Annotated in this window: 19 protein-coding genes; 8 read left to right on the top strand and 11 right to left on the bottom strand. The window is 59.5% G+C overall.

The window, feature by feature from the left end:
• Positions 1 to 141: 141 nt before the first annotated feature.
• The 6 genes from hutC to ftsY form a co-directional block, all read right to left on the bottom strand.
• Positions 142 to 846 carry a histidine utilization repressor gene (gene hutC, locus AACT07_RS14285; protein WP_041202413.1) on the bottom strand — a complete coding sequence of 235 codons (705 nt, stop codon included), beginning with the start codon at positions 844 to 846 and terminating at the stop codon, positions 142 to 144.
• Positions 847 to 857: 11 nt separating this feature from the next.
• A complete protein-coding gene (can, locus tag AACT07_RS14280) occupies positions 858 to 1517 on the bottom strand; it encodes a carbonate dehydratase (RefSeq protein ID WP_042076162.1) in 660 nt (219 codons plus the stop codon).
• A 125-nt stretch (positions 1518 to 1642) separates the two neighbouring features.
• Positions 1643 to 2497 (bottom strand): RNA polymerase sigma factor RpoH, encoded by an 855-nt coding sequence (gene rpoH / locus AACT07_RS14275; RefSeq protein ID WP_033137699.1) that lies wholly within the window; start codon positions 2495 to 2497, stop codon positions 1643 to 1645.
• A 451-nt stretch (positions 2498 to 2948) separates the two neighbouring features.
• Positions 2949 to 3902, bottom strand: a complete 954-nt coding sequence (gene ftsX / locus AACT07_RS14270; RefSeq protein ID WP_069528426.1) for a permease-like cell division protein FtsX — start codon at positions 3900 to 3902, stop codon at positions 2949 to 2951.
• Positions 3902 to 4570, bottom strand: coding sequence for a cell division ATP-binding protein FtsE (gene ftsE / locus AACT07_RS14265; RefSeq protein ID WP_005339995.1), 669 nt, complete (start codon positions 4568 to 4570; stop codon positions 3902 to 3904). The genes ftsX and ftsE overlap by 1 nt, the downstream gene beginning before the upstream one ends.
• A gap of 89 nt (positions 4571 to 4659) precedes the next feature.
• On the bottom strand, positions 4660 to 6609 hold the full coding sequence (ftsY, locus tag AACT07_RS14260) for a signal recognition particle-docking protein FtsY (protein ID WP_069528424.1): 1950 nt from the start codon (positions 6607 to 6609) through the stop codon (positions 4660 to 4662).
• Positions 6610 to 6719: 110 nt separating this feature from the next.
• On the opposite strand from ftsY, the gene rsmD reads away from it, so the two are divergent.
• Complete coding sequence (gene rsmD / locus AACT07_RS14255; RefSeq protein ID WP_069528422.1) at positions 6720 to 7349, top strand: 16S rRNA (guanine(966)-N(2))-methyltransferase RsmD; 630 nt, start codon at positions 6720 to 6722, stop codon at positions 7347 to 7349.
• A complete protein-coding gene (locus AACT07_RS14250; RefSeq protein WP_069528420.1) occupies positions 7333 to 7644 on the top strand; it encodes a DUF1145 domain-containing protein in 312 nt (103 codons plus the stop codon). Before rsmD ends, AACT07_RS14250 begins: the two co-directional genes overlap by 17 nt.
• A gap of 873 nt (positions 7645 to 8517) precedes the next feature.
• On the opposite strand, the gene AACT07_RS14245 is transcribed toward AACT07_RS14250, so the two are convergent.
• From AACT07_RS14245 to AACT07_RS14225, 5 genes are all read right to left on the bottom strand, one after another.
• Entirely contained in the window at positions 8518 to 9504 is a 987-nt protein-coding gene (locus AACT07_RS14245) for a helix-turn-helix transcriptional regulator (protein ID WP_005339987.1), read from the bottom strand.
• A 287-nt stretch (positions 9505 to 9791) separates the two neighbouring features.
• The gene (locus tag AACT07_RS14240) at positions 9792 to 10178 is read right to left on the bottom strand and encodes a SirB2 family protein (RefSeq protein ID WP_069528418.1); all 387 of its coding nucleotides are present in this window, start codon (positions 10176 to 10178) and stop codon (positions 9792 to 9794) included.
• On the bottom strand, positions 10175 to 12031 hold the full coding sequence (locus AACT07_RS14235; RefSeq protein ID WP_069528416.1) for a monovalent cation:proton antiporter-2 (CPA2) family protein: 1857 nt from the start codon (positions 12029 to 12031) through the stop codon (positions 10175 to 10177). Before AACT07_RS14235 ends, AACT07_RS14240 begins: the two co-directional genes overlap by 4 nt.
• Positions 12032 to 12098: 67 nt before the next feature.
• Positions 12099 to 12695, bottom strand: a complete 597-nt coding sequence (kefF, locus tag AACT07_RS14230; protein ID WP_047434621.1) for a glutathione-regulated potassium-efflux system oxidoreductase KefF — start codon at positions 12693 to 12695, stop codon at positions 12099 to 12101.
• 101 nt (positions 12696 to 12796) lie between these two features.
• The gene (locus tag AACT07_RS14225) at positions 12797 to 13639 is read right to left on the bottom strand and encodes a LysR family transcriptional regulator (protein ID WP_005339957.1); all 843 of its coding nucleotides are present in this window, start codon (positions 13637 to 13639) and stop codon (positions 12797 to 12799) included.
• Between the two features lie 142 nt (positions 13640 to 13781).
• Here AACT07_RS14225 and AACT07_RS14220 point away from each other — a divergent pair, with 142 nt between their 5' ends.
• From AACT07_RS14220 to AACT07_RS14195, 6 genes are all read left to right on the top strand, one after another.
• The gene (locus AACT07_RS14220) at positions 13782 to 14504 is read left to right on the top strand and encodes an SDR family oxidoreductase (protein WP_005348556.1); all 723 of its coding nucleotides are present in this window, start codon (positions 13782 to 13784) and stop codon (positions 14502 to 14504) included.
• Positions 14505 to 14592: 88 nt separating this feature from the next.
• The gene (locus AACT07_RS14215) at positions 14593 to 14916 is read left to right on the top strand and encodes a hypothetical protein (protein ID WP_069528414.1); all 324 of its coding nucleotides are present in this window, start codon (positions 14593 to 14595) and stop codon (positions 14914 to 14916) included.
• A gap of 46 nt (positions 14917 to 14962) precedes the next feature.
• Positions 14963 to 15394 carry a DUF411 domain-containing protein gene (locus AACT07_RS14210; RefSeq protein ID WP_005339953.1) on the top strand — a complete coding sequence of 144 codons (432 nt, stop codon included), beginning with the start codon at positions 14963 to 14965 and terminating at the stop codon, positions 15392 to 15394.
• 234 nt (positions 15395 to 15628) lie between these two features.
• On the top strand, positions 15629 to 17782 hold the full coding sequence (locus AACT07_RS14205) for a S9 family peptidase (protein ID WP_069528413.1): 2154 nt from the start codon (positions 15629 to 15631) through the stop codon (positions 17780 to 17782).
• A gap of 414 nt (positions 17783 to 18196) precedes the next feature.
• Complete coding sequence (locus AACT07_RS14200; protein ID WP_005339950.1) at positions 18197 to 19168, top strand: TAXI family TRAP transporter solute-binding subunit; 972 nt, start codon at positions 18197 to 18199, stop codon at positions 19166 to 19168.
• Between the two features lie 103 nt (positions 19169 to 19271).
• Positions 19272 to 21827: a TRAP transporter permease gene (locus AACT07_RS14195; protein ID WP_047434608.1), complete on the top strand. Its 2556-nt coding sequence runs from the start codon at positions 19272 to 19274 to the stop codon at positions 21825 to 21827.
• Positions 21828 to 22104 lie beyond the last annotated feature (277 nt).

The following is a 22104-nucleotide window of genomic DNA, read 5'->3' as shown; positions in this document are numbered from 1 at the left end:
GTATATACATATTCTTATAGTCGATCTCTATGACGAAAGAAAGAGCGAGGTTCACATCCTGATAACAGCATCAAACTTAGAGTTTAAGCACAAAAAAGCCCACCAGGAGGTGGGCTTTGCAAAATCGAGTTGTATATACATTCACTCCAGCTGAGTCTTGGAGCTGAGCTTGTAGCGGGAACCGGGGGAGAGCAAACGGGCGTAGGAGACCAGATGCCCCTCCGACCAGGTACGCCGGTGCAACAACAGGCAGGGAGAATCTACGCGGATCTGCAACAATCCCGCCTCACCGGCGCTGGGCAACACGGCTTCCACCACGTGCTCCATCTCGGAGAGGGGGCAGACATCCATCAGATAGCGGTTGGGAGTCTGTTGGGTAAAATCCTGCTCACCATAGCCCGGCAAACGCCCGGCATCGACGAAGCGCTCCTCCAGCTGCAACGGCTCCCCATCGGCCTGATGGACGATCAAGCTGTGAAAGATGGGGGCGCCAACCCGCAGTCCCAGCTGTACCGCCACCTTCTCGTCGGCGGCCAGTCGCTGCAGCCGGATCACCCGGGCGCTGTACTCACCGCCACGCTCGGCGATCTCGTCGGCAATATTGCGAATAGCCAGCAGCGGCGACTCGGTGCGCCTGTCCGCCACGAAGCTACCGGAACCGGCGGTACGCACCAACCACCCTTCCGCCACCAGTTCCCGCAACGCCCGGTTGACCGTCATCCGGCTCACGGTGAACTGCTCGCACAGGGCAGCTTCGGTCGGGATCCTGTCCCCCGCCTGATAGTGGCGTTCGCGGATCCCGTCCAGAATGTGCTGCTTGATCTGCAGATAGAGAGCTGGCGCCACCATGAAGCTCCCTAGCGCCGACGGTGGGGCGGACGCATATCCGGCCAGGCGCGGTAGACATCGGGGATCTGATCCGGCCCGCTGATGCAGAGATCGAGATCATGCAGCAGACCGTCTTTAATCCCGTAGATCCAGCCATGCACCGCCAGCTCCTGGCCCTTGCGCCAAGCGTTCTGGATGATGGTGGTGTGGCAGACGTTGGCGACCTGCTCGGCCACGTTCAGCTCGCACAGATAGTCGAAGCGCTCGTGCTCATCCTCGATGGCCTCGAGCTCTTCACCGTATTTGAAGTAGACATCCTTGATGTTGCGCAGCCAGTTGTCGATGAGACCCAGCTCCTGGTTCTGCATCGCGGCTTTGACACCGCCGCAACCGTAGTGACCGCAGACAATGATGTGCTTCACCTTGAGCACTTCCACCGCGTATTGCAGCACGGAGAGGCAGTTGAAATCGGTATGTACCACCAGATTGGCGACGTTGCGGTGGACGAAGACATCCCCCGGCAGCAAGCCCATCAGCTGGTTGGCGGGAACCCGGCTGTCGGAACAACCAATCCAGAGGTATTCGGGGGCCTGCTGGGCAGAAAGAGTGGCAAAGAAATTGGGATCTTCGGCTTTGATCCGTTCGGCCCACTCACGGTTGTTGGTAAACAGGTCGTTCAACAGTTTCACTTCTGCTCTCCCTAATGTGGCAGTGGCGGCAACATAACACACTCAAGGGTAACCAAAGCAAGGCCGACCAGATCCTTGCGAAACAAAAACAGGGCCATCAGGCCCTGTTTTTATGAGAGGAAGCATCAGGCTTCCATGGCATCTTTCAGCTTCTTGAGTGCGTTTTTCTCAAGCTGACGCACACGCTCGGCAGAGACGCCGTAGGTATCGGCCAGCTCCTGCAGAGTAGTCTTGCTGTCATCATCGAGCCAGCGGGCGCGGATGATGTGTTGGCTGCGCTCATCCAGGGTGGCGAGGGCCGAGCTCAGGCGACGGGTCGCGTGATCGTCCCAGTTGTCATTCTCGATGGTCGCGGCCAGATCGGAGGATTTGTCCTCCAGATAGTGAACCGGAGCGAAACCGCCCTCTTCTTCATCATCACCCACCAGATCGAACGCCTGATCGTAGTTGGCCATCCGCGCTTCCATCTCGGTCACATCGCTTGCGGAGACGCCGAGATCGGCCGCCACGGCCTGAACCTCTTCGTGGTTCAGCCAGCCCAGACGCTTTTTGGATTTGCGCAGGTTGAAGAAGAGCTTGCGCTGGGCCTTGGTGGTCGCCACCTTGACCATGCGCCAGTTGCGCAGGACATATTCGTGAATTTCGGCCTTGATCCAGTGCACGGCAAAGGAGACCAGACGCACGCCGACCGTCGGGTCGAAGCGCTTGACCGCCTTCATCAGGCCGATGTTGCCTTCCTGAACCAGATCGGCCTGAGGCAGACCGTAACCGGCATAACTCTTGGCGACATGAACGACAAAGCGCAGATGCGACATAACCAGCTGACGAGCAGCCTCGAGATCGCCATCCTGCTGCAAACGCTCAGCCAGTTCACGCTCTTCCTCTGCGCTCAGCACAGGAATAGAGTTTACTGCCTGGATATAGCCTTCCAGACTACCTTGCGGAATCAGAGCCATAGTGCGCTGCAATGAAGTTCCCATCTGTTACCTCTTACTTTTCAATCGAATCAGTCTAACACCCTGAGAGGGTCTGTCTACTGACCGGATGCCATTCTGCGGCGTGTATCAAAGAACATGCCCAGTTTTAGACCGGCTTATCTTAAGCCTGCAGGATGAATCATGAATGAACAGTCAAAAAAAGGGGGTCACAATGAAGGACCCCCGAAAAGTAGCATGCTAAGTCCATTGTTGCGGAGCTCGCAACCTTCACATGCTTGCCAAGTCTGACGAGCAAGGCAGAGGGGCCACACCCGTATAAATGCTTCAGCTTTAATAGACTGCTTATAAATCAGAAGGTTCACTGGATCTAGCGAAGATCCGGAAGATCATTGTTATTCAGAATACTCTGACTATGGGGGCCAAGCCAGAAACGGCCCCTCTTTTACTTGATCCGCCTCTCAAAATCCAGCGATTTACTTTGATGACAAAGTAATCAGGATGGTTCGATGTCGCGAATGTGGCGATGGACCGAGAACCAGGAGGCAATCAGCCCCAGCAGGGCGCCCAGCAAGAGCAGATTGATCCCGTCTACCGCCCCCATGCCAACCAGCCGGAAGTTACTGTTATACAAGCCCGCCAGCTCCTTCACCACCCCTTCGCTCCAGATCACCATCACTTCGGTCAGCCACCAGGCCAGCATGCCGCCGATGACCCCGAACCAGATACCGGTATAGAGGAAAGGACGATGAATAAAGGAATCGGTCGCCCCCACCAGCTTGAGCACTTCAATCTCGGAACGCTGGTTGAGGATGTTGAGACGCAGGGTATTGCCGACAATCAGCAATACGGCGGAGAGCAGCAGCACCGCGATACCGGTAATGGTGTGGCGCAGCAGGTTCATGATCCCCTGCAACCGGGTTAGCCACTGCAGATCCAGTTTGCCCTGTTCGACCCCCACCTCGTTATTGAGCTTGCTGAGCAGCTCGGCGGCCCCTTCCGGGTTCTGCCAGCGCGGATCCGGGATCACGCTCAGCACCGGCGGTAGCGGGTTGCTGTCCAGATAATCGAGCGCATCGCCGAAGCCGGAGATCTCGCGAAACTCCCGCAACGCATCGTCACGGCTCAGGTAGGTGACCGAATCCACCTCGGGATAGAGCAGGATCCTGTGTTGCAGATCGAGAATACTCTGCTCCGGCAGATCCTTGCGCAGGTAAAGGGAGATCTGGGAACTACTCTGCCAGCTCCCCTCAACCACCTCGGCGTTTTTCAGCAACACGTGGAAACAGGAGGGCAGCGCCAGACTGACGCCAAGCACCGCCAGCGTCATCAGGGAGGCGAGCGGATTGCGCCACAACTCCCCGAGACTGGCAAACGCCTGCCGCACATGGTCAACCCCGTACATCATCAGACGGCGCAGCGGCGGTTGTTTATGACGAACGATAGCCATCAGAGCTCCTCCCCGGCCGAATACATGCGGCCCGCCTTGAGGGTCAGGGTGCGATAGCGCATACGGGCGATCAGCCCCAGATCGTGGGTGGCAATCAGTACCGAGACCCCAAAATTGTTGAACTCCTGGAATAGCCGCATGATATCCATGGAGAGCTGGGGGTCCAGGTTACCGGTCGGTTCATCCGCCAGCAGCAGCGGCGGCTTGTTGACGATGGCGCGGGCGATGCCGACCCGCTGCTGCTCACCACCGGAGAGCATGCGCGGCTGGTAACGCTCCTTGCCGAGCAGCCCCACCTTGTCCAGCGCCGCCGCCACCCGCTTGTTGATATCGGCGTGGCTGTAGCCATCGATCACCAGCGGCAGCGCCACGTTGTCGAACACGGTGCGGTCCATCAGCAGGCGGTGATCCTGAAAGATCATCCCGATCTGGCGGCGAACATAGGGGATCTGGCTGCGCTGGATATGGCTAACATCATCGCCATGAAAGAAGACACGACCATCGGTCGGGCGCTCCATCACGCTGATCAGTTTCAGGAGGGTACTCTTGCCCGCCCCCGAGTGCCCGGTCAGAAAGGCCATCTCTCCCTTGCGCAGGTGAAAGCTGACCTTTTGCAGCGCCTGATGGCCGCCGCTGTATACCTTGCTGACCTTGTCAAAACGAATCATAACGGTTCCCTGAAATTGACAAACCCCGACCGGAGTCGGGGTATGGAACACTTACTCATCACGGCTGAGCTGACTCATCGCGGCCGGACTTATTCATCGCGGCTAAAGAGCGCCTCGATGAAATCGTTGGCAACGAAGGGACGCAGATCGTCGATCCCCTCGCCCACCCCGATGTAGCGGATCGGGATCTGGAACTTGTCGGCCACCGCGAAGATGACGCCGCCCTTGGCGGTGCCATCCAGCTTGGTGAGAGTGATGCCGGTCAGGCCAACCGCCTCGCTGAACAGCTTGGCCTGGCTCAGGGCGTTCTGGCCGGTGCCTGCATCCAGAGTCAGCATGATCTCGTGGGGCGCCTCTTCATCCAGCTTCTTCATCACCCGCACGACCTTCTTGAGCTCTTCCATCAGGTTGCTCTTGTTCTGCAGGCGACCGGCGGTGTCGGCGATCAGCACATCAGCCCCGCGGGAGCGGGCGGCCTCGATGGCGTCATAAATGACGGAAGCGGAGTCGGCACCGGTATGCTGGGCAATCACCGGAATGTTGTTGCGCTGACCCCAAACCTGCAGCTGTTCGACCGCTGCGGCACGGAAGGTGTCACCCGCCGCCAGCATCACGCTCTTGCCTTCAGCCTGGAACTGCTTGGCCAGCTTGCCGATGGTGGTGGTCTTGCCGACGCCGTTTACGCCGACCATCAGGATCACATAAGGCTTCTTGCTGGTGTCGATCACCAGCGGCTGCTCGACCTTGGCCAGCATCTCGCCCATGTCCTGCTTGAGCAGGCCGTAGAGCGCCTCGGCATCCTTGAGCTGCTTGCGATCCGCGTGCTGCACCAGCCCCTCGATGATACGAGTAGTGGTATCCACACCGAGATCGGCGGTCAGCAGTTGGGTTTCCAGCTCTTCAAACAGCTCATCGTCGATCTTCTTGCCACGGAACAGGCCGAAGAAACCGGAGCCGATATTCTCCTTGGTGCGTACCAGACTGCGCTTGAGGCGAGCAAAGAAGCCCTCCCGCTGCGGTTTGTCCTGGGTGTCGTCGTCCACCTTGGCGGCCAGCGGCAGAGCGGCTAGGGCTGCGGCCTCAGCCTCCATCGCGGCGACCAGGCGCATATCTTCCGCTCGCTGGGCCTCTTTGGCGATACGGGCTTCTTCCGCAGCCTGAGCTTCAGCGGCAATGCGAGCTTCTTCCGCAGCACGGGCTTCGGCGGCAATACGAGCTTCTTCCGCAGCACGGGCTTCGGCAGCAATACGAGCCTCTTCCGCGGCGCGAGCCTCGGCAGCGATACGGGCCTCTTCCGCAGCACGGGCTTCGGCAGCAATACGGGCCTCTTCCGCGGCGCGAGCCTCGGCAGCAATGCGAGCCTCTTCCGCAGCACGGGCTTCGGCAGCAATACGAGCCTCTTCCGCGGCGCGAACTTCTGCAGCAATGCGAGCCTCTTCCGCGGCACGGGCTTCGGCGGCGATACGAGCATCTTCTGCAGCGCGGGCTTCGGCAGCAATGCGAGCCTCTTCCGCGGCGCGGGCTTCGGCGGCAATGCGAGATTCTTCCGCGGCGCGAGCCTCGGCAGCAATACGAGCCTCTTCCGCAGCACGCGCTTCGGCTGCAATACGGGCCTCTTCCGCAGCACGAGCTTCGGCAGCAATACGAGCCTCTTCGACTGCCTTGACCTCAGCGGCTTGCGCCTCTGCGGCAGTGCGAGCGGCTTCAGCGGCACGCTCCTCTTCGGCGATCAGCGTTTCGTTGACGATCACCGGCTCCAGATCGGAGGCGCACTCCTCCACCACCAGCGGGCCGTGATCGTCCAGCTCGGTCGGCAGGCAGCAATCATCTTGCAAAACGGAATTCTGTGCGCTGGCAGGCACTTCGGGGGCAACGGCCGGCGTACTATCGGAAACAGTGGTATCGGAAACGGGAGCGGGGGTAGCAGTGACCTCGGGCTCAACGGTAACGGGGGTGGCTTGGGGTGTCTGTGGTTGGACAGCCTCAGCCTCTTCTTTCTTGCGGCCGAAACCCAGCCAGGAAAACAAACCTTTTGCCATCTAAAAATACTCACATCAAAGGCTGACTGCTAAGATAGCCGTCCCTTGGCGGGTCGGCATAAAAATGAACCGCCTTATACTACCACTTTATTTTCTGACGATGAAACGCGATGCCCAGAGTGAAATCCAGCCGTAGCAACCCGAGCAAGAGTCCCGCCCCGCAAGGAAGATCGGGCTTTGTAAGAATCATCAGCGGCCAGTGGCGAGGCCGCAAATTGCCGGTCAAGGATGTGGAGGGGCTCAGACCCACCACGGATCGCGTCAAGGAGACCATCTTCAACTGGCTGGCCCCCCACATTCGCGGCACCCGCTGCCTGGATCTGTTTGCCGGTAGCGGCGGACTCGGACTGGAGGCGCTGTCGCGCTATGCCGAGCAGGTGACCCTGATCGAAATGGACAAGGGGGCCGCCGACCAGATCAAGAAGAACCTGACCGCCCTCGGCAGCAGTCAGGGTCAGGTGATCCAGTCAGATGCAGTGAGCTGGCTACAAGGCCCGGCCACGCCGTTTGATCTGGTATTCCTCGATCCGCCGTTTCGCCGCGAGCTGCTGCCGCAAGTGTGCGAACTGCTGGAGCAGCGCGGCTGGCTGGCACCGGACGCCCTCATCTATCTGGAGCGGGAGAAGGAGATGGCCGATCTGGCACTTCCTGCCAGCTGGCAACTACTCAAGGACAAACAGGCAGGCCAAGTCTGCTACCAACTCTATCTAAGGGAGGTAAACAATGAAGCGAGTCTTTAATCTGTTGGCGATGGGGCTGATATTGTTCTTCTGGTTTGGCGTGCTGATGAGCCTGATTGCCCCGCTGCCCGGCAAACTCAACGGCTTTCTGCCGGTCTGCGGCGTGATCGTCGCCCTGCTGCACTGGCTGCAGGCCAGCATGATCAAGGCAGCTTGCAAACGCTACTTCGAGGTCACCAAGACCGAGTTTGTCACTGTGCTGATATTTGGCGTGTTTGGCATGGTCGACATTCGTCAGCGCCTGCAAGAGATCGTCAACGCCGCCCAGCGCGGCAATCTCTCGGGCAAACCATAAAAGAAAAGGGGACGGCGGTAGCCGTCCCCTAGAGTCGTGTCGTCCTGTCCGTAGAACTGCAATGCTCCCTGCAATCCCTGACGTTATCCTAATCCTTTGGAATATCCCCTTTCCAATCCGTTGGCGTGTCCTGCGGCGTTCCTGGCCTGGCAATTCATCCTGAACTGCTTCACTGTCTCCATCCTGGAGGTGTCCATTACCACGTCCTGTGGGGTTCCTTGCGTCTTCCTGACAGATAACCATCCGGGTTATCTCACTTCATCCTGAAGTATTCCTCTCGCATCCGGCGAGGTCCTGTTCATCCTGAAGAACGAGGTTCCGTTCGTTCTGCTCCCATCCCGAGAGTGTCCTGCCGCATCCCGCGGTGTTCCTTTATTCATCCGTGACGATAATCATCCTGATTATCGAGCTCATCCTGATTATCGAGCTCATCCTGAGGTGTCCCTTGTCCACATCCTGCGGACTATTCCATCTTTATGCGCTGCCCTGCATCCTGCCGAACCAGCTCCGTCCTTGTGAGACCCATACTAAGGAAATGCGCACCCCGAACAAGGGCCATCCGATGATAAAGATCCGATGCAGCTCCCATTTCAAAAAATGAACTTAAAAACTAACCCTTTAATATCAGCCATTTATTTAGTTTCACGGGAAAGCTCGATCATTCTGGCATGGCTTCGCGTACGGCTCAAAGCGCCAGCCTCTTACAGTCGCTATGGCAGATCTCTTACACGAGTTTCGCCCCCGAAAACGGGGCAGGAAAACGGTTCAATCCTGACGTTAAGACTTAAAAATTAGTTGAATAAATATGCTTAAAAAAACCGCAAAAAAAAGAGCCGAGACCAAGCTCGACTCTTCAACATTCCAATTTTTTAATCAGCTCAAGCGGTTGGCCGGATTGAGATAGGCCTTGCGCAACGATTCCGGTGCCAGCACCTCCAGTTCACCGCCGATGTTGTTCAACCAGCTGCGAAACTCCGGGGTGTCCTGCACTTCGGTCTCCACCACCACGCTGCGCTTGTCATAGCGGGTCATACGCGGATTGTTGCCGGGGATCTGGTTATCCACCAAGGACTGGCTGTTGGCATCGATCCGGCCGACGAAGCGGATCGGGCCGCTCACATCCTGATAGCCCTGATCACGGATTAGCTTCTGGATATTGAAATCCTTCGGCTGGGTGGCGCTGAAGTTGGTCAGCTCCACGTTCTTGATATGGTCGAACGGAATGCCGTAGACCTTGGGATCCAGCTCGGACAGAGTGCAGAGCAGGATCGGACCGTCCGGCTGATTGAGAATGCCGAGCGGGTTGATACGGTCGTAGCAGAGCCATACGGTGCGCTCTTTGATCACGCGCTGGATCTCGGCACTGAACTTGCGACCACGCCAGAGCGCATCGCGGATCAGGGTGCTGCGGCGGATCTCCGGGTTGCCGGCAAACGGGCGCGGTGACTGGTGGACACTCTCCAGCCAGCGTTCGGCCAGTTCGCTCTGGCTGTCACGGATCACCTGGCTCGCCTTGTCGACCAGCGGATTCAATTCGGTCAGTACACTCGCCGGCAACAGTTGGCTCGCCTGATCACTCCAGGTTTTCAGGGCAACCGCCAGCGAGAGCGGCATGATATTGGCAAAGTCGTTGAGGCCGTGGCGCTCGAAGCACCAGCCATGGGGTTTGCTGCGCTCGTCCGAGGTGAGGTCGAACAGTCCCATGCCGGACATCTCCTCCAGGTCCCGTTGCACGGTACGCAGACTGACGTGGATGCCTTCCTCTTCCAGTTTTACCTGGAGTTGGCTGGCGGTCAGCTTGTAAGGGCGGTGCGGGATGCAACGCGCCAAGGTCAGTTGTCGTAACAGCTTCTTGCTCATGGTGCTTGCCTTCACTGGTTTAGCGTTGACTGTATGCTAGTCGTGACTTGCGACAGTCTATGTCGCAAGTTTTGCTGCGACAACTGTCGCCATTTTCATACAAAACACACTAAACAATTGATTTACAAAGACAATGCACTCAAAAAAGGAGCCGCTAGAGGCTAAAATTAGCCAAAAATCCCTCAAATGAAAGTTCTATGTTGCGATTTATTGTCAGCATAAAACTCCGATTAATTAATTCATCACGGAATATGATTTCAGGGGAGAGCATGACTCTCCCCTTTTGCTCACATCAGCCACGACCAGGCTGACTTGATGATGGCCGCACCGACCATGTAGCCAAATACCGCCAGTGCCGCCACACCGGCCACCAGCTTCTGACCGCGGGCCGGGCGCTTGAGCGCCATGACACCCAGACCGATATAGAGTACCAGTGCAATCAGCTTGGCCATCAGCCAGGGTTGTTGACCCGGGCTCAACTGCAAGGCCACCGCCAGCAACACACCAAACAGCAGCAGGAAGGTGTCGTTGATATGAGGCAGGATCTTCAGCCACTTCTGCTGCAACCGATCGCTGCCAGCCAGCGCCAGACTCCAGCGATAGATAAAGAGCAGCAGACTGACCAGCGCCAGCGTCATATGCAGGTGTTTGAACATGGGGTAATAGGCAATCATTTTGCTTCCTTGTCGTCGTCGGGTAGCCCGCTGTTCCAGTTGTGGGCATGGATACGCTCCTGCCCCTCCTCGTCGTCTTGCAACAGATCGGAGAGGATCTCCCGGTATTGCAGGCTCTTGTTGATATAAGTGTGTTCGTCGTCCAGATAGTTGACCTGCTCGCGCAACAGCCAGTTATCGTGCTGCTTGAAGGTCTGCCCCGCCCGCCAGGCCTGGTTGGCCCGAAAACCGAGCTGGGTCAGGGCTTCCACCCCCAGATCGACCGCAGAGCCCAGGGTTTCCCGGTGCACGCTCTCGACCCCGTGGCGCAGGATCTCATGGGCGTGGGGCCGATCCAGCGCTCGCGCCAGGATCTTCAGGTGCGGGAAGTGCTTCTGCACCATCTCGATCACCGCCAGCGAGGTAGCCGGATCGTTGATGGAGAGCACCAGCAGCTTCGCCTTGTGCGCCCCTGCGGCATGGAGCAGATCGATCCGGCTGGCATCGCCATAGAAGACCTGATAGCCATACTTGCGCAGGGTCTCTATCTGGCTGGCATCCTGCTCGAGGATGGTGGTGCCGATGCCGTGACCATGCAGCAGACGCCCCACGATCTGACCGAAGCGGCCGAAGCCCGCGATGATCACCGGATGCTCCACCAGCTCAGGTTGCTCATGCTGCGGTGCGTCGCTCTGGTTACGATAATCGAACCAGGGCTGGATCACCCGATCGTTGAGGATCAGCAGCAGTGGGGTGAGCGCCATGGAGAGCGCTACCACCAGCGTCAGCAACGAGATGGTCTCGCCGGGCAGCACCCGGTTCTGGGCGGCAAACGAGAAGAGCACGAAGGCAAACTCACCGCCCTGTGCGAGCGCCAGCGCGAAGGTCCAGCGTTGACTCGGCGAGATGCGGATGATGAAGCCGAGTGCCATCAACACCAGCCATTTGAGCACCATCAGCCCCACCACCAGCGTCGGGATGAGAAAAGGATGTTCGGCAAACAGGCCGAAGTTGATGCCAGCCCCCACCGACATAAAGAACAGGCCGAGCAGCAAGCCCTTGAACGGCTCAATGTCTGCCTCCAGCTCGTGGCGATATTCGCTGTCGGCCAGCACCACGCCGGCGAGGAAGGAGCCAAGTGCAGGCGAAAGCCCCACCGACTCCATCAACACAGCGATAGCGATCACCAGCAGCAGGGCGGCGGCGACGAAGATCTCCCGCATGTGGGACTGGGCGATGGCACGAAATACCGGCCGCATCAGGTAATGACCACCCAGCACTATGCCGGAGATGGCCGCGACTACCAGCAGACCATGCTGCCAACCTGCCAGCTCGGAGCCACCATTGCTGGCGACCGGTGCCATGGCCAGCAGCGGCAGCAGCGCCAGGATCGGAATGACCGCAATATCTTGAAACAGCAGCACCGCAAAGGCGGAGCGACCGCTCTCGCTCTGCATCAATTTACGCTCCTGCAGGCTCTGCAGAACGATGGCGGTGGAGGAGAGCGCCAGAATGAGGCCGATGGCCAGCCCCTGTTGCAGCGGCAGACCGATCAGGTGCGCCACGCCGGTCAGTGCCGCCGTGGTGAGCAGCACCTGCAGGCCGCCGGTGCCGAGGATCGGCCCCTTCAGCTGCCACAAGAGGGCCGGACGCAACTCCAGCCCAACCAGAAACAGCATCAGCACCACGCCAAACTCGGCGAAGTGCATCACGTCCTTCTGCTCCCCCACCAGCCCCAGCAGAAAGGGGCCTATGATGATCCCCGCCAGCAGGTAGCCGAGCACTGAGCCCAGCCCCCAGCGCTTGGCCAGCGGCACCGCGATAACGGCGGCGGAGAGGTAGATAAAGGCATCAAACAGGATCCCGTGGCCCATCAGTCAGCCCTCCGTGTGAACATCAGATCCGGCTCATAAGCTCGACCAGCAAGCTGCCAGTGTTTCATCAGAGCACCTCCAGCAAGTCGCGCAGATAAGGGCGCCCGGCCAGTTGCTCCGGGGTCAGCTGATCGTCACGCAAAGCGCAAAGCAGCTGGCGGTAATCCTGACCGCAACGGCGCAGGGCGGCGGGATCCTTGATCTTGTGAAAGGAGTGCAGCACGAAAGGGGGCAGCCAGTTCATGCCGCACAAGGTGGCAGCCTGCTGAAATGGCAGCAGAAAATCGAGCAGCGGTCGGCTGTTGTAACCCTCGCTGCAGTAGGACTCCGGCGCCCCGCCGGTGGTGATGGCGCTCAGCCACTGCTTGCCCTTGAGGGCGTGGGCTTCGGGGCCGTAGGCGTAGCCATACTCCAGCACCAGATCCATCCACTCTTTCATGATGGCCGGGCAGGAGTACCAGTAAAACGGGTGCTGGAAGACAATAATGTCGTGCTCACAGAGCAGCGCCTGCTCCCGCTTCACATCGATAAACATGTCGGGATAGTGCTGATAGAGGTCGTGAACCTTGACCCCCTCCAGCCCCTCAATCGCCTGCAACAGCTGCTTGTTGGCCCGCGAGCTCTGCAGCGCGGGATGGGAAAAAATAACCAGAATGCGTTTCATGACCACATCACCCGAACAAAGCCTTGCGGTGCAAGGCGAGGTAAACAGAAAAGGGGAGTCTGGGGAGCTGCATCGTAAAGGTGCACAGGAGAGCGACCTTATCAGGAAGCGCCATAGCCTGCCAACTCGGGGATCAGCTCCCGTAGCGCCGGATTGAGGGTCTGGTGGGCGGGATAGCAGAGCCCAATCCGGCGAAACATCCGCGGCCCGCTCACCGGCAGGGTACAGAGCCCCGCCTCATCCTCGACCAGCCCGTCCGGCAGGAAACTGATGCCGACCCCCGCCAGCACCAGCGCCATCACCAGCCCCTTGCTCTCGGCCTTGGCCACCAGATTGAGGGTAAGGCGGTCACAGGCCAGCAGGCCGATAGTCTGCTGATGGGCTTCGCAGGGCGGGCACTCAATAAAATCATAATGTTGCAGCTCGGCGAGCTCGATCCTTTCGCGACTGGCAAGGGGATGGTCGACCGGTACGCAGAGCACGTAATCCTCCTCCCACAGCGGCAGAAAGATCTCGTCCTCCCGGCGCAAGGCATCCAGCGTCAAGCGGCAGTCGGCGGGTGTGGTGTAGTCGGAAAGGGTGAGATCCAGCTGCGGCAACACGCGCTGTACTTGCTGCAGCAGCCCGGCCACCCGACGGCGACTCAAGTCCGGCATGATGGCGATATTGAGCCTCGCACGCGTCGCTTTCTGGCGAAACAGCTCCGGCAGACGGCGCGCCTCCTCCACCAGCTTGACTGCGTGAGGATAGAGATAGTGGGCCGGATCTTTCGCCACCACCCCTTTCTTGCCCCGGACAAACAGGCTGTCACCGAGCGCCTCTTCCAGCTGGCGCAGCCCCGCCGAGAGGGAGGGCTGGCTGACGTGGCAGCGCTCGGCCGCCGCCGTGATGTTCTTCTCTTCATAGATGGCGATGAAGAAACGCAGCAATCTCAAGTCAAGCATAAACCAACCATAGTTTTTTCAGATGATAACCAGCGGAAAACAATATTTATCACTTATAGATACAGTGACTATAGTGATTGGGTTCCGTGCTGGCCAGCCACCTGTTTGCTCAAACCGACTCTTGAATCAGAAGGAAAGACCCATGTCCAAATCTCTCGTCGTGATCACCGGCGCCTCCGCCGGGATCGGTGCCGCCATCGCCCGTGCCTTCTCTGCCGCCGGTCATCCGCTGCTACTGCTGGCCCGCCGGGTCGAGCCGATGCAGGCGCTGAACCTGCCCGATACCCTCTGCATCGGGGTCGATGTGACCGACACCGCAGCCATGAAGGCCGCAGTCCAGCAGGCAGAAGCCAAATTTGGCCCGGTCGGCTGCATGGTCAACAACGCCGGAGTCATGCTGCTGGGTCAGGCCGATGTGCAGGATCCCGCCGAGTGGCAGCAGATGCTCAACATCAACGTGATGGGGGTGCTGAACGGCGTCCACGCAGTGCTGGCAGGCATGAAGGAGCGCCGCAGCGGTACCATCATCAACATCAGCTCCATTGCCGGTCGCAAGACCTTCCCGAACCATGCTGCCTACTGCGCCACCAAGTTCGCAGTGCACGCCCTGACCGAGAACATCCGGGAAGAGGTGGCCGATGTCGGCGTGCGGATGGTGACCATTGCCCCGGGTGCAGTCGAGACCGAGCTGCTCAGCCACACCACTGACGAGAGCATCAAGGCCGGTTACCACGACTGGAAAGATCAGATGGGTGGCGTCATTGCGCCGGAAGTGATCGCCGATGCCGTGCTCTACGCCTGGAACCAGCCTGCCAACGTCTGCGTGCGCGAGATCGTGCTGGCGGCGACCCGTCAGCAACCTTAATCCTGGCTGACTGACACCATGGGGAGGGCTTGACCCTCCCCCGGGGCACAGGGTTACCATGTGCCCCTTGTTATTTTCGAGTCATTCCATGGTTCTCACCCGTCGCCAACTCGCTCACGCCCGTCGCTGGCTCCCCTTGTGGAGTCTGGTGCTGGTGTTGATGTCGTTTGGCAGCCGGGCCGCAACCGACCTCTGTACCCTGACTACCCACTGCAGCCAGAGCGAGCGTACCCTGGAAAAAGCGATGCCCTGTGGCAGCTTTACCACCGCCCTCTCGATGACGCTGATAGGCAGCGACAGCCTGACGGTCGCCGTATTGGAACCGGATACCCCCGACTTCGTCTCCCCCTCTCTCTTTATGCCGGACGCCCCGTGCGAGCGGCTCGAACGTCCCCCACGCCCCCGGATCTGAAACGCATCCCGTATCGGGCATCTTTTCTTTCAATCTGAGGTGAGTGATGTACAAACCCCTGTTACTGGCCATGCTGGCCGGTACCGTCAGCTTTTCGGCCCTCGCGGCCGAGAAGATGACCGTCTACAAATCCAAATATTGTGGTTGCTGCCAAAGCTGGAACGAGCACATGGAGCAGAATGGCTTCGAACTGGAGGTCATCGAAACCGAACAGCTCGGCGCAGTGAAGCAGCAATACGGTATCGCGCCGGAACTGGCTTCTTGCCATACCGGTATCGTAAATGGCTATGTGATCGAGGGGCATGTACCGGCCGCCGATGTGCAGAAGCTGCTCAGGGAAAAACCGGCGATCCGTGGCCTGACCATTCCGGGCATGCCCCAGAGTGCACCGGGCATGGATATTCCGGGCCATCCCTATGAGGTACTGAGTATCAGCAACGAGGGCGCGACCAACCGCTGGTCGAGCTACCCCGGCTGACGAAAACTGGCCATGAGAGGGCACTCCCATATCATGTGAGGCACACCTGAGCGGACTCTTGCCGCTCATGGCCAGAAAGAGGGCCGCTATCGCGAGATAGCGGCTTTTTTTGATTACATTTCCTGCAATAACAAGGGATTGCTTGCAACCACCGGCAACAAGGGGCAGATTTAACGCCAATTCATGGAGCCGATGCTCAGGTCTACCAACCCTTTCCAGCGCCAAGGATGCGACATGTTTACCTTTTCCCGAGGAGTTCTGCTGCTAGCCTTTCTGACAGTTCTCCCCCCCACTTATGCCAATGAAGAGCCCGCCATGCTGACAAGCGAACATCCAATCCAGCCGCCCGTGGCCGCCAAACATCCCCGCACCCTGAAAAAACACGGGGATACCCGCATCGACAACTACTACTGGCTGCGTGACGACGAGCGGCAGAAGCCCGAGGTGTTGGACTATCTCAAGGCCGAGAACGCCTATACCGAGGCCATGCTCAAGCCGACCCAACCCCTGCGCGAACAACTCTATAAAGAGATGGTCGCCCGCATCCCCCAGCAGGATGAGTCGGTGCCCTATGTGAAAAATGGCTACCGCTACCAGACCCGCTATGAGCCGGGCAAGGAGTACGGGATCTACTCGCGCACCAAGCTCGGTGAAGAGCAGTCAAGTCTGCTGCTCGACAGCAACCTGCGGGCTGAAGGGCACGAGTTCTATGCCCTCGGCGCCCTTGAAGTGAGCCGCAACAACCGCTGGCTGGCGGTGGCGGAAGATTTCCTCTCCCGCCGTCAGTACCAGATCCAGTTCCTCGATCTGGAGAGCGGCCAGTGGGCCACCGACAAACTGGAAAATACCTCCGGCAATCTGGTGTGGGCCAACGACAACAAGACCGTCTTCTATGTGCGCAAGCACCCGCAGACCCTGCTGCCCTATCAGGTCTATCGCCATAGGCTAGGGACGGATCCGGCCACGGACAAGCTGGTCTACGAGGAGAAGGATGACTCCTTCTACATCAGCCTCTACGCCACCACCTCGGAAGATTTCATCGTCATCGCCCTCTCCAGCACCACCACCGGCGAAGCACGGCTGATCGATGCCAACCAGCCGGAGCACGCCCCCCGCCTGTTCCTGCCCCGCCAGGTGGATCACGAATACAGCCTGGATCACTACCGCGGCCGCTTCTATGTGCGCTCCAACAAGGATGGCAAGAACTTCGGCCTCTACGAGACCAAAGAGAGCCCGGTGGATCGCTGGAAGGCGGTGATTGCCCCCAATCCGGACGTGCTGCTGGAGAGCTACGCCCTGTTCAAGGATTGGCTGGTACTGGAAGAGCGCAACAAGGGGCTGACCCGACTGCGCCAGATCAACTGGCAGAGCGGTGACGAGAAGGAGATCGCCTTCGATGATCCCGCCTATGTCACCTGGCTCGCCTACAACCCGGAGCCGGATACCAGCGCCCTGCGCTATGGCTACTCCTCCATGACCACCCCCGCCTCCACCTATGAGCTGGATATGGCGAGCGGCAAGCGCACCCTGCTCAAGCAGCAGCCGGTGGCCGGCTTCAAGGCCGACCAGTACGCCAGCGAGCGACTCTGGGTGACCGCCCGCGACGGTGTATCGGTGCCGGTGTCGTTGGTCTATCGCAAGGACAAGTTCAAGAAAGAGCAGGCCGATGCGCCCAAGAATCCGCTGCTGGTCTATGGCTATGGATCCTACGGCGCCAGCATGGATCCCGACTTCAGCAGCTCGCGCCTGAGCCTTCTGGACAGAGGCTTCGTCTACGCCATCGCCCATATCCGGGGTGGTGAAGAGCTGGGCCGTCACTGGTACGAAGATGGCAAACTGCTGAAAAAGCAGAACACCTTCAATGACTTTATCGATGTCACCAAAGCGCTGGTGGAGCAAGGCTACGGTGCCAAAGATCAGGTCTACGCCATGGGCGGCAGCGCCGGTGGTCTGCTGATGGGGGCCGTCATCAATCAGACGCCCGAACTCTATCGCGGCGTGGTGGCGCAGGTGCCGTTCGTCGATGTGGTTACCACCATGCTGGACGAGTCCATTCCCCTCACCACCGGGGAGTATGACGAGTGGGGCAACCCGAACCAGAAGCGCTACTACGACTACATGAAGAGCTACAGCCCCTACGATCAGGTGAAGGCTCAAGCCTACCCCAACCTGCTGGTCACCACCGGGCTGCACGACTCGCAAGTGCAGTATTGGGAGCCCGCCAAGTGGGTCGCCAAGCTGCGCGAACTGAAGACGAATGATAACAAGTTGTTACTGAACACCGACATGGACGCCGGCCACGGCGGCAAGTCGGGCCGCTTCAAAGCCTACGAGGATATCGCGCTGGAATACGCCTTTATCCTGGATCTGGCCACCCCGGCCAACTGATCTCTCATGACTCCGGCCCTTGTCACGCAAGGGCCGCATTAGAATCCTCTCGTAGTTTTTCCCTCTTCCATTTCCCTCCATATCAAATTAATCTTCGGCAAGAAAATGAATGATCGAGGTCATGTTTCTCAAGATTTAACTCCGTTATTTTGCCATTTCGTTTGATTTATGTTGGGTAAATGTGCTTAATCGGAGTGCTTGCAACTTTTTATTTGGCCCCTCAGGGGCCAATTTATCTTCGACCGACAGGAGGTCGGTAGCCTCACCACAGGATGAGGGTGACTGCCGGAAAAGGGGGGAATAAACTCCCCCGCTTTCGCGCAACGAGAAGAGCGGGCAAGCCCGGCGCAGAACGGGATTGCCATCAATTTATCCGGGGATCGGATAAACAAAATCAAAGAAAAGGGAGAAAAAATGAAAGGATTAACTTTGGCATGCGCCCTGTCGGCGGCTCTGGTCGGTGTCTCATTCGGTGGTCCGGTACAAGCGCAGGAGCGCTTCGTAACCATAGGCACCGGCGGTCAGACCGGCGTCTACTATGTCGCTGGCCAGTCCATCTGCCGCTTCCTCAATCGCGGCGCCGCCGATCACCAGATCAAGTGCAACGCCCCGGCCAGTGGCGGTGGTGTTGCCAACGTCAACGGCATCCGCAGCGGTGAATTCAACTTCGGCATCATGCAATCCGACCACCAGTTCAAGGCGATGAAGGGGCTGCCACCGTTCCAGGCCGAAGGGGCTATGGACGACATGCGCGCCGTCTTCTCCCTGCAGAGCGAGGTGTTCACCATCCTGGCTCGCCGCGATGCCAAGATCGCCAGCTTCGACGACCTGAAAGGCAAGCGCGTCAACATCGGCAACCCGGGCTCCGGCCAGCGTGACACCATGGAAGAGATCATGGCGGTCAAAGGCTGGAAGAAGGGTGACTTCGGTCTGGTCTCCGAGCTGAAGCCGGCCGAACAGGCCTCCGCCCTCGGTGACAACAACATCGACGCCATGAGCTACTTCGTGGGTCACCCGAACGGTGCCATTCAGGAAGCTTCCACCACCACAGATGCAGTACTGGTACCTGTGACCGGCGCCGACATCGACAAGCTGCTGGCCGAGAAGAGCTACTACAGCAAGGCCGAGATCCCGGGCGGCATCTACAAGGGCAGCGATAAACCGACCCCCTCCATCGGTGGCAAAGCGGTGCTCTCCACCAGCGCCAAAACCGATCCGGAAGTGGTCTATCAGCTGGTCAAGTCGGTGTTCGACAACCTGGATCGCTTCAAGCGCCTGCACCCTGCCTTTGCCGACCTGAAAGAGGCCGACATGATCAAGGTAGGTCTCTCTGCACCGCTGCATGAAGGGGCTGCCCGCTACTACAAAGAGCGCGGCTGGCTCTGATTGAAGGCCCCGGGGCCTTTGTCACTCTCTTCGACACCCGTCTGCCGCCTGATTGCGGGGGCGGGTGTCGCTCTTGTTGTACTCGTTGGCACAAGTTAACCCTATGCAAGATAAACAACTCTCTACCGAGGAACTGATCGCCCAGGATGTGGGCGCTCGTCTGCCGCTTGGCATCATGGGCTGGCTCATCACAGCGCTGGCGCTGGCCTGGTCGCTGTTCCAGCTCTGGATCGCCTCGCCACTCCCCTTCATGGTGGGGTTTGGCGTACTCAATGACACCGAAACCCGCTCCATTCACCTCACCTTTGCCCTGTTGCTCGCTTTTCTGGTGTTCCCGGCATTTCGCTCCTCGCCGCGAGATCGGGTACCCCTCGGTGATATCGCCCTCGGCCTGATCGCTGCTGGCGCCGCCTCTTACCTGTTCGTGATGTATGAAGCACTGGCGCTGCGTCCCGGCACCCTCACCACCGCCGATCTGGTGACCGCCTGCATCGGCATTCCGCTGCTGCTGGAAGCGGCGCGCCGCGCCCTGGGGCCGGCACTGGCGGTCATCGCCATCGTGTTTCTGGTTTACAGCCTGGCGGGCCCCTGGATGCCGGGACTGCTGGCACACCGCGGGGTAGGTTTCACCGCGCTGGCCAACCACCAGTGGATCACCACCGAAGGGGTGTTCGGCATCGCCCTTGGCGTCTCCACCAGCTTCGTGTTCCTGTTCGTGCTGTTCGGCGCCCTGCTGGAGCGTGCCGGTGCCGGTCACTACTTTATCCAACTCGCCTTCAGCCTGCTCGGTCACCTACGCGGCGGCCCCGCCAAGGCGGCAGTGGTCGCCTCCGGCCTCACCGGTCTGATCTCCGGCTCGTCGATCGCCAACGTGGTGACCACCGGCACCTTCACCATCCCGATGATGAAGAAGGTGGGCTTCAGTTCAGAGAAAGCGGGGGCGGTGGAAGTGGCCTCCTCGGTCAACGGCCAGATCATGCCACCTGTGATGGGGGCCGCCGCCTTCCTGATGGTGGAGTATGTGGGCATCCCCTATGTGGAGATCATCAAGCACGCCTTCCTGCCTGCCGCCATCTCCTACATAGCGCTGCTCTACATCGTCCATCTGGAGGCGTTGAAACTGGGCATGCAGCCCATCGGCAACCATCAACCCAAGCCCTGGCTGCGCCGCCTGACCGGCTTTGCCTTTGGCGCGGCCCTCATCAGCGGCCTGTCACTGGCGGTCTACTATGGCCTCGGCTGGCTCAAACCTGCTTTGGGTGACTACGCCCTGCCGGGGATCTCGGTACTGCTGGCTGCCACCTATGTGGCCCTGTTGAAGATCGCCGCCAGCAATGAACCGCTGCCTGCCGAAGATCCCGACAAGCCGCTCACCGAGTTGCCCAACACCCGCGCCGTGCTGCTCTCCGGCCTGCACTTCCTGCTGCCGGTGGTAGTACTGGTATGGTGCCTGATGGTGGAACGCCTCTCGCCGGGGCTGTCGGCCTTCTGGGGTACCGTGATGCTGGTGATCATCCTGCTGACCCAGCGCCCGCTGCTCAACTGGCTGCGCAAGGACGGCAAGCACGACTACGGCACTGTCGCTGACGGCGTGGTGGATCTGCGGGAAGGGCTGGTTGCCGGTGCCCGCAACATGATCGGTATCGGCATTGCCACCGCCACCGCGGGGATTATCGTGGGTGCGGTCTCCCAGACCGGGGTTGGTCTGGTGCTGGCGGATCTGGTGGAGTTCCTCTCCATGGGCAACCTGCTGCTGATGCTGCTGCTCACCGCCCTGTTGAGCCTGATCCTCGGCATGGGGCTGCCCACCACTGCCAACTACATCGTGGTGTCCAGCCTGCTGGCACCGGTGGTGGTGACGCTGGGGCAGCAAAACGGGCTGATCGTGCCGCTGATCGCAGTGCACCTGTTCGTCTTCTACTTCGGCATCATGGCGGATGTGACGCCGCCGGTGGGGCTAGCTTCCTTCGCTGCTGCCGCTGTCTCCAAGGGCGATCCCATCAAGACCGGGATCACGGCGTTTTACTACAGCCTGCGTACCGCGGCGCTGCCGTTCCTGTTTATCTTCAACACCGATCTGCTGCTGATCGACGTGGACTTCGCCCACGGCGTGCTGATCTTCATCGTGGCGACCATCGCCATGCTGATCTTCGCCGCCGCCACTCAGGGCTGGTTCCTGGTGAAGAGCCGCTGGTACGAGAGCGTGCTGCTGTTGCTGGTCGCCTTTACCCTGTTCCGCCCGGGTTTCTGGATGGACATGGTGCACGACCCCTATCGCGAGACCCCGCCTGCCCAGCTGGCCCAAACCATGGGTGAAGTGGAGGCGGAGAGCACCCTGCGGCTGCGGATCCTCGGTGAAGATGCAGTGGGCAAGCCACGCAAGTTCACCCTGCTGGTCGCCGTACCGGATGGGGCAAATGGCGAAGAGCGGCTGGCCAATCTGGGGCTCAGCCTCTATGAGCAGGATGGCAAGACGCTGATCGACAACGTTGCCTTTGGCAGCCCAGCCGCCACCATGGGACTGGAGTTCGATCAGGAGATCCTCACCGTCAAGGCGCCGACCGAGCGCTGGACCAAGGAGTGGATGTGGATCCCGGGCTTCCTGCTGTTCGGGGCGATCGTCTGGCTGCAGCGTCGCCGCAGCGTCAAGGCCGGTTAACCCACCGGGCAGATGAGACCGAGGGCCGCTATTGCGGCCCTCTTTTTATTGCCTTGCCCTCTGCGGCTCTTGCAATGAGCAACAGTCATGGAAAAAGGTAAACGGTGGCGAGCGGCCAAAAAAGTGGGGTGACATGTCCATGTCACCCCCTCGCAAATAGCATGTTCCATATTGGAGTCCGGCCACGCCGGGTCTCTGTTTCACTTCCCGATAGTTCGCGACCCATCTGAAGTGCGCGCCAATTGCAGCAATGCAACCGACCAGCTACCCGTTACAA

It is taken from the genome of Aeromonas sp. ANP5, assembly GCF_963870295.1.
GTDB classification, from domain to species: Bacteria; Pseudomonadota; Gammaproteobacteria; order Enterobacterales; family Aeromonadaceae; genus Aeromonas; species Aeromonas veronii.
This window is presented reverse-complemented; position numbering and strand designations above follow the sequence as displayed.

Coding starts and splice junctions, on each gene's coding strand:
- rpoH (WP_033137699.1), bottom strand. CDS start 2,497: ATGGGAACTTCATTGCAGCGCACTATGGCTCTGATTCCGCAAGGTAGT.
- ftsX (WP_069528426.1), bottom strand. CDS start 3,902: ATGGCTATCGTTCGTCATAAACAACCGCCGCTGCGCCGTCTGATGATG.
- ftsE (WP_005339995.1), bottom strand. CDS start 4,570: ATGATTCGTTTTGACAAGGTCAGCAAGGTATACAGCGGCGGCCATCAG.
- ftsY (WP_069528424.1), bottom strand. CDS start 6,609: ATGGCAAAAGGTTTGTTTTCCTGGCTGGGTTTCGGCCGCAAGAAAGAA.
- rsmD (WP_069528422.1), top strand. CDS start 6,720: ATGCCCAGAGTGAAATCCAGCCGTAGCAACCCGAGCAAGAGTCCCGCC.
- AACT07_RS14250 (WP_069528420.1), top strand. CDS start 7,333: ATGAAGCGAGTCTTTAATCTGTTGGCGATGGGGCTGATATTGTTCTTC.
- AACT07_RS14245 (WP_005339987.1), bottom strand. CDS start 9,504: ATGAGCAAGAAGCTGTTACGACAACTGACCTTGGCGCGTTGCATCCCG.
- AACT07_RS14240 (WP_069528418.1), bottom strand. CDS start 10,178: ATGATTGCCTATTACCCCATGTTCAAACACCTGCATATGACGCTGGCG.
- AACT07_RS14235 (WP_069528416.1), bottom strand. CDS start 12,031: ATGGGCCACGGGATCCTGTTTGATGCCTTTATCTACCTCTCCGCCGCC.
- kefF (WP_047434621.1), bottom strand. CDS start 12,695: ATGAAACGCATTCTGGTTATTTTTTCCCATCCCGCGCTGCAGAGCTCG.
- AACT07_RS14225 (WP_005339957.1), bottom strand. CDS start 13,639: ATGCTTGACTTGAGATTGCTGCGTTTCTTCATCGCCATCTATGAAGAG.
- AACT07_RS14220 (WP_005348556.1), top strand. CDS start 13,782: ATGTCCAAATCTCTCGTCGTGATCACCGGCGCCTCCGCCGGGATCGGT.
- AACT07_RS14215 (WP_069528414.1), top strand. CDS start 14,593: ATGGTTCTCACCCGTCGCCAACTCGCTCACGCCCGTCGCTGGCTCCCC.
- AACT07_RS14210 (WP_005339953.1), top strand. CDS start 14,963: ATGTACAAACCCCTGTTACTGGCCATGCTGGCCGGTACCGTCAGCTTT.
- AACT07_RS14205 (WP_069528413.1), top strand. CDS start 15,629: ATGTTTACCTTTTCCCGAGGAGTTCTGCTGCTAGCCTTTCTGACAGTT.
- AACT07_RS14200 (WP_005339950.1), top strand. CDS start 18,197: ATGAAAGGATTAACTTTGGCATGCGCCCTGTCGGCGGCTCTGGTCGGT.
- AACT07_RS14195 (WP_047434608.1), top strand. CDS start 19,272: ATGCAAGATAAACAACTCTCTACCGAGGAACTGATCGCCCAGGATGTG.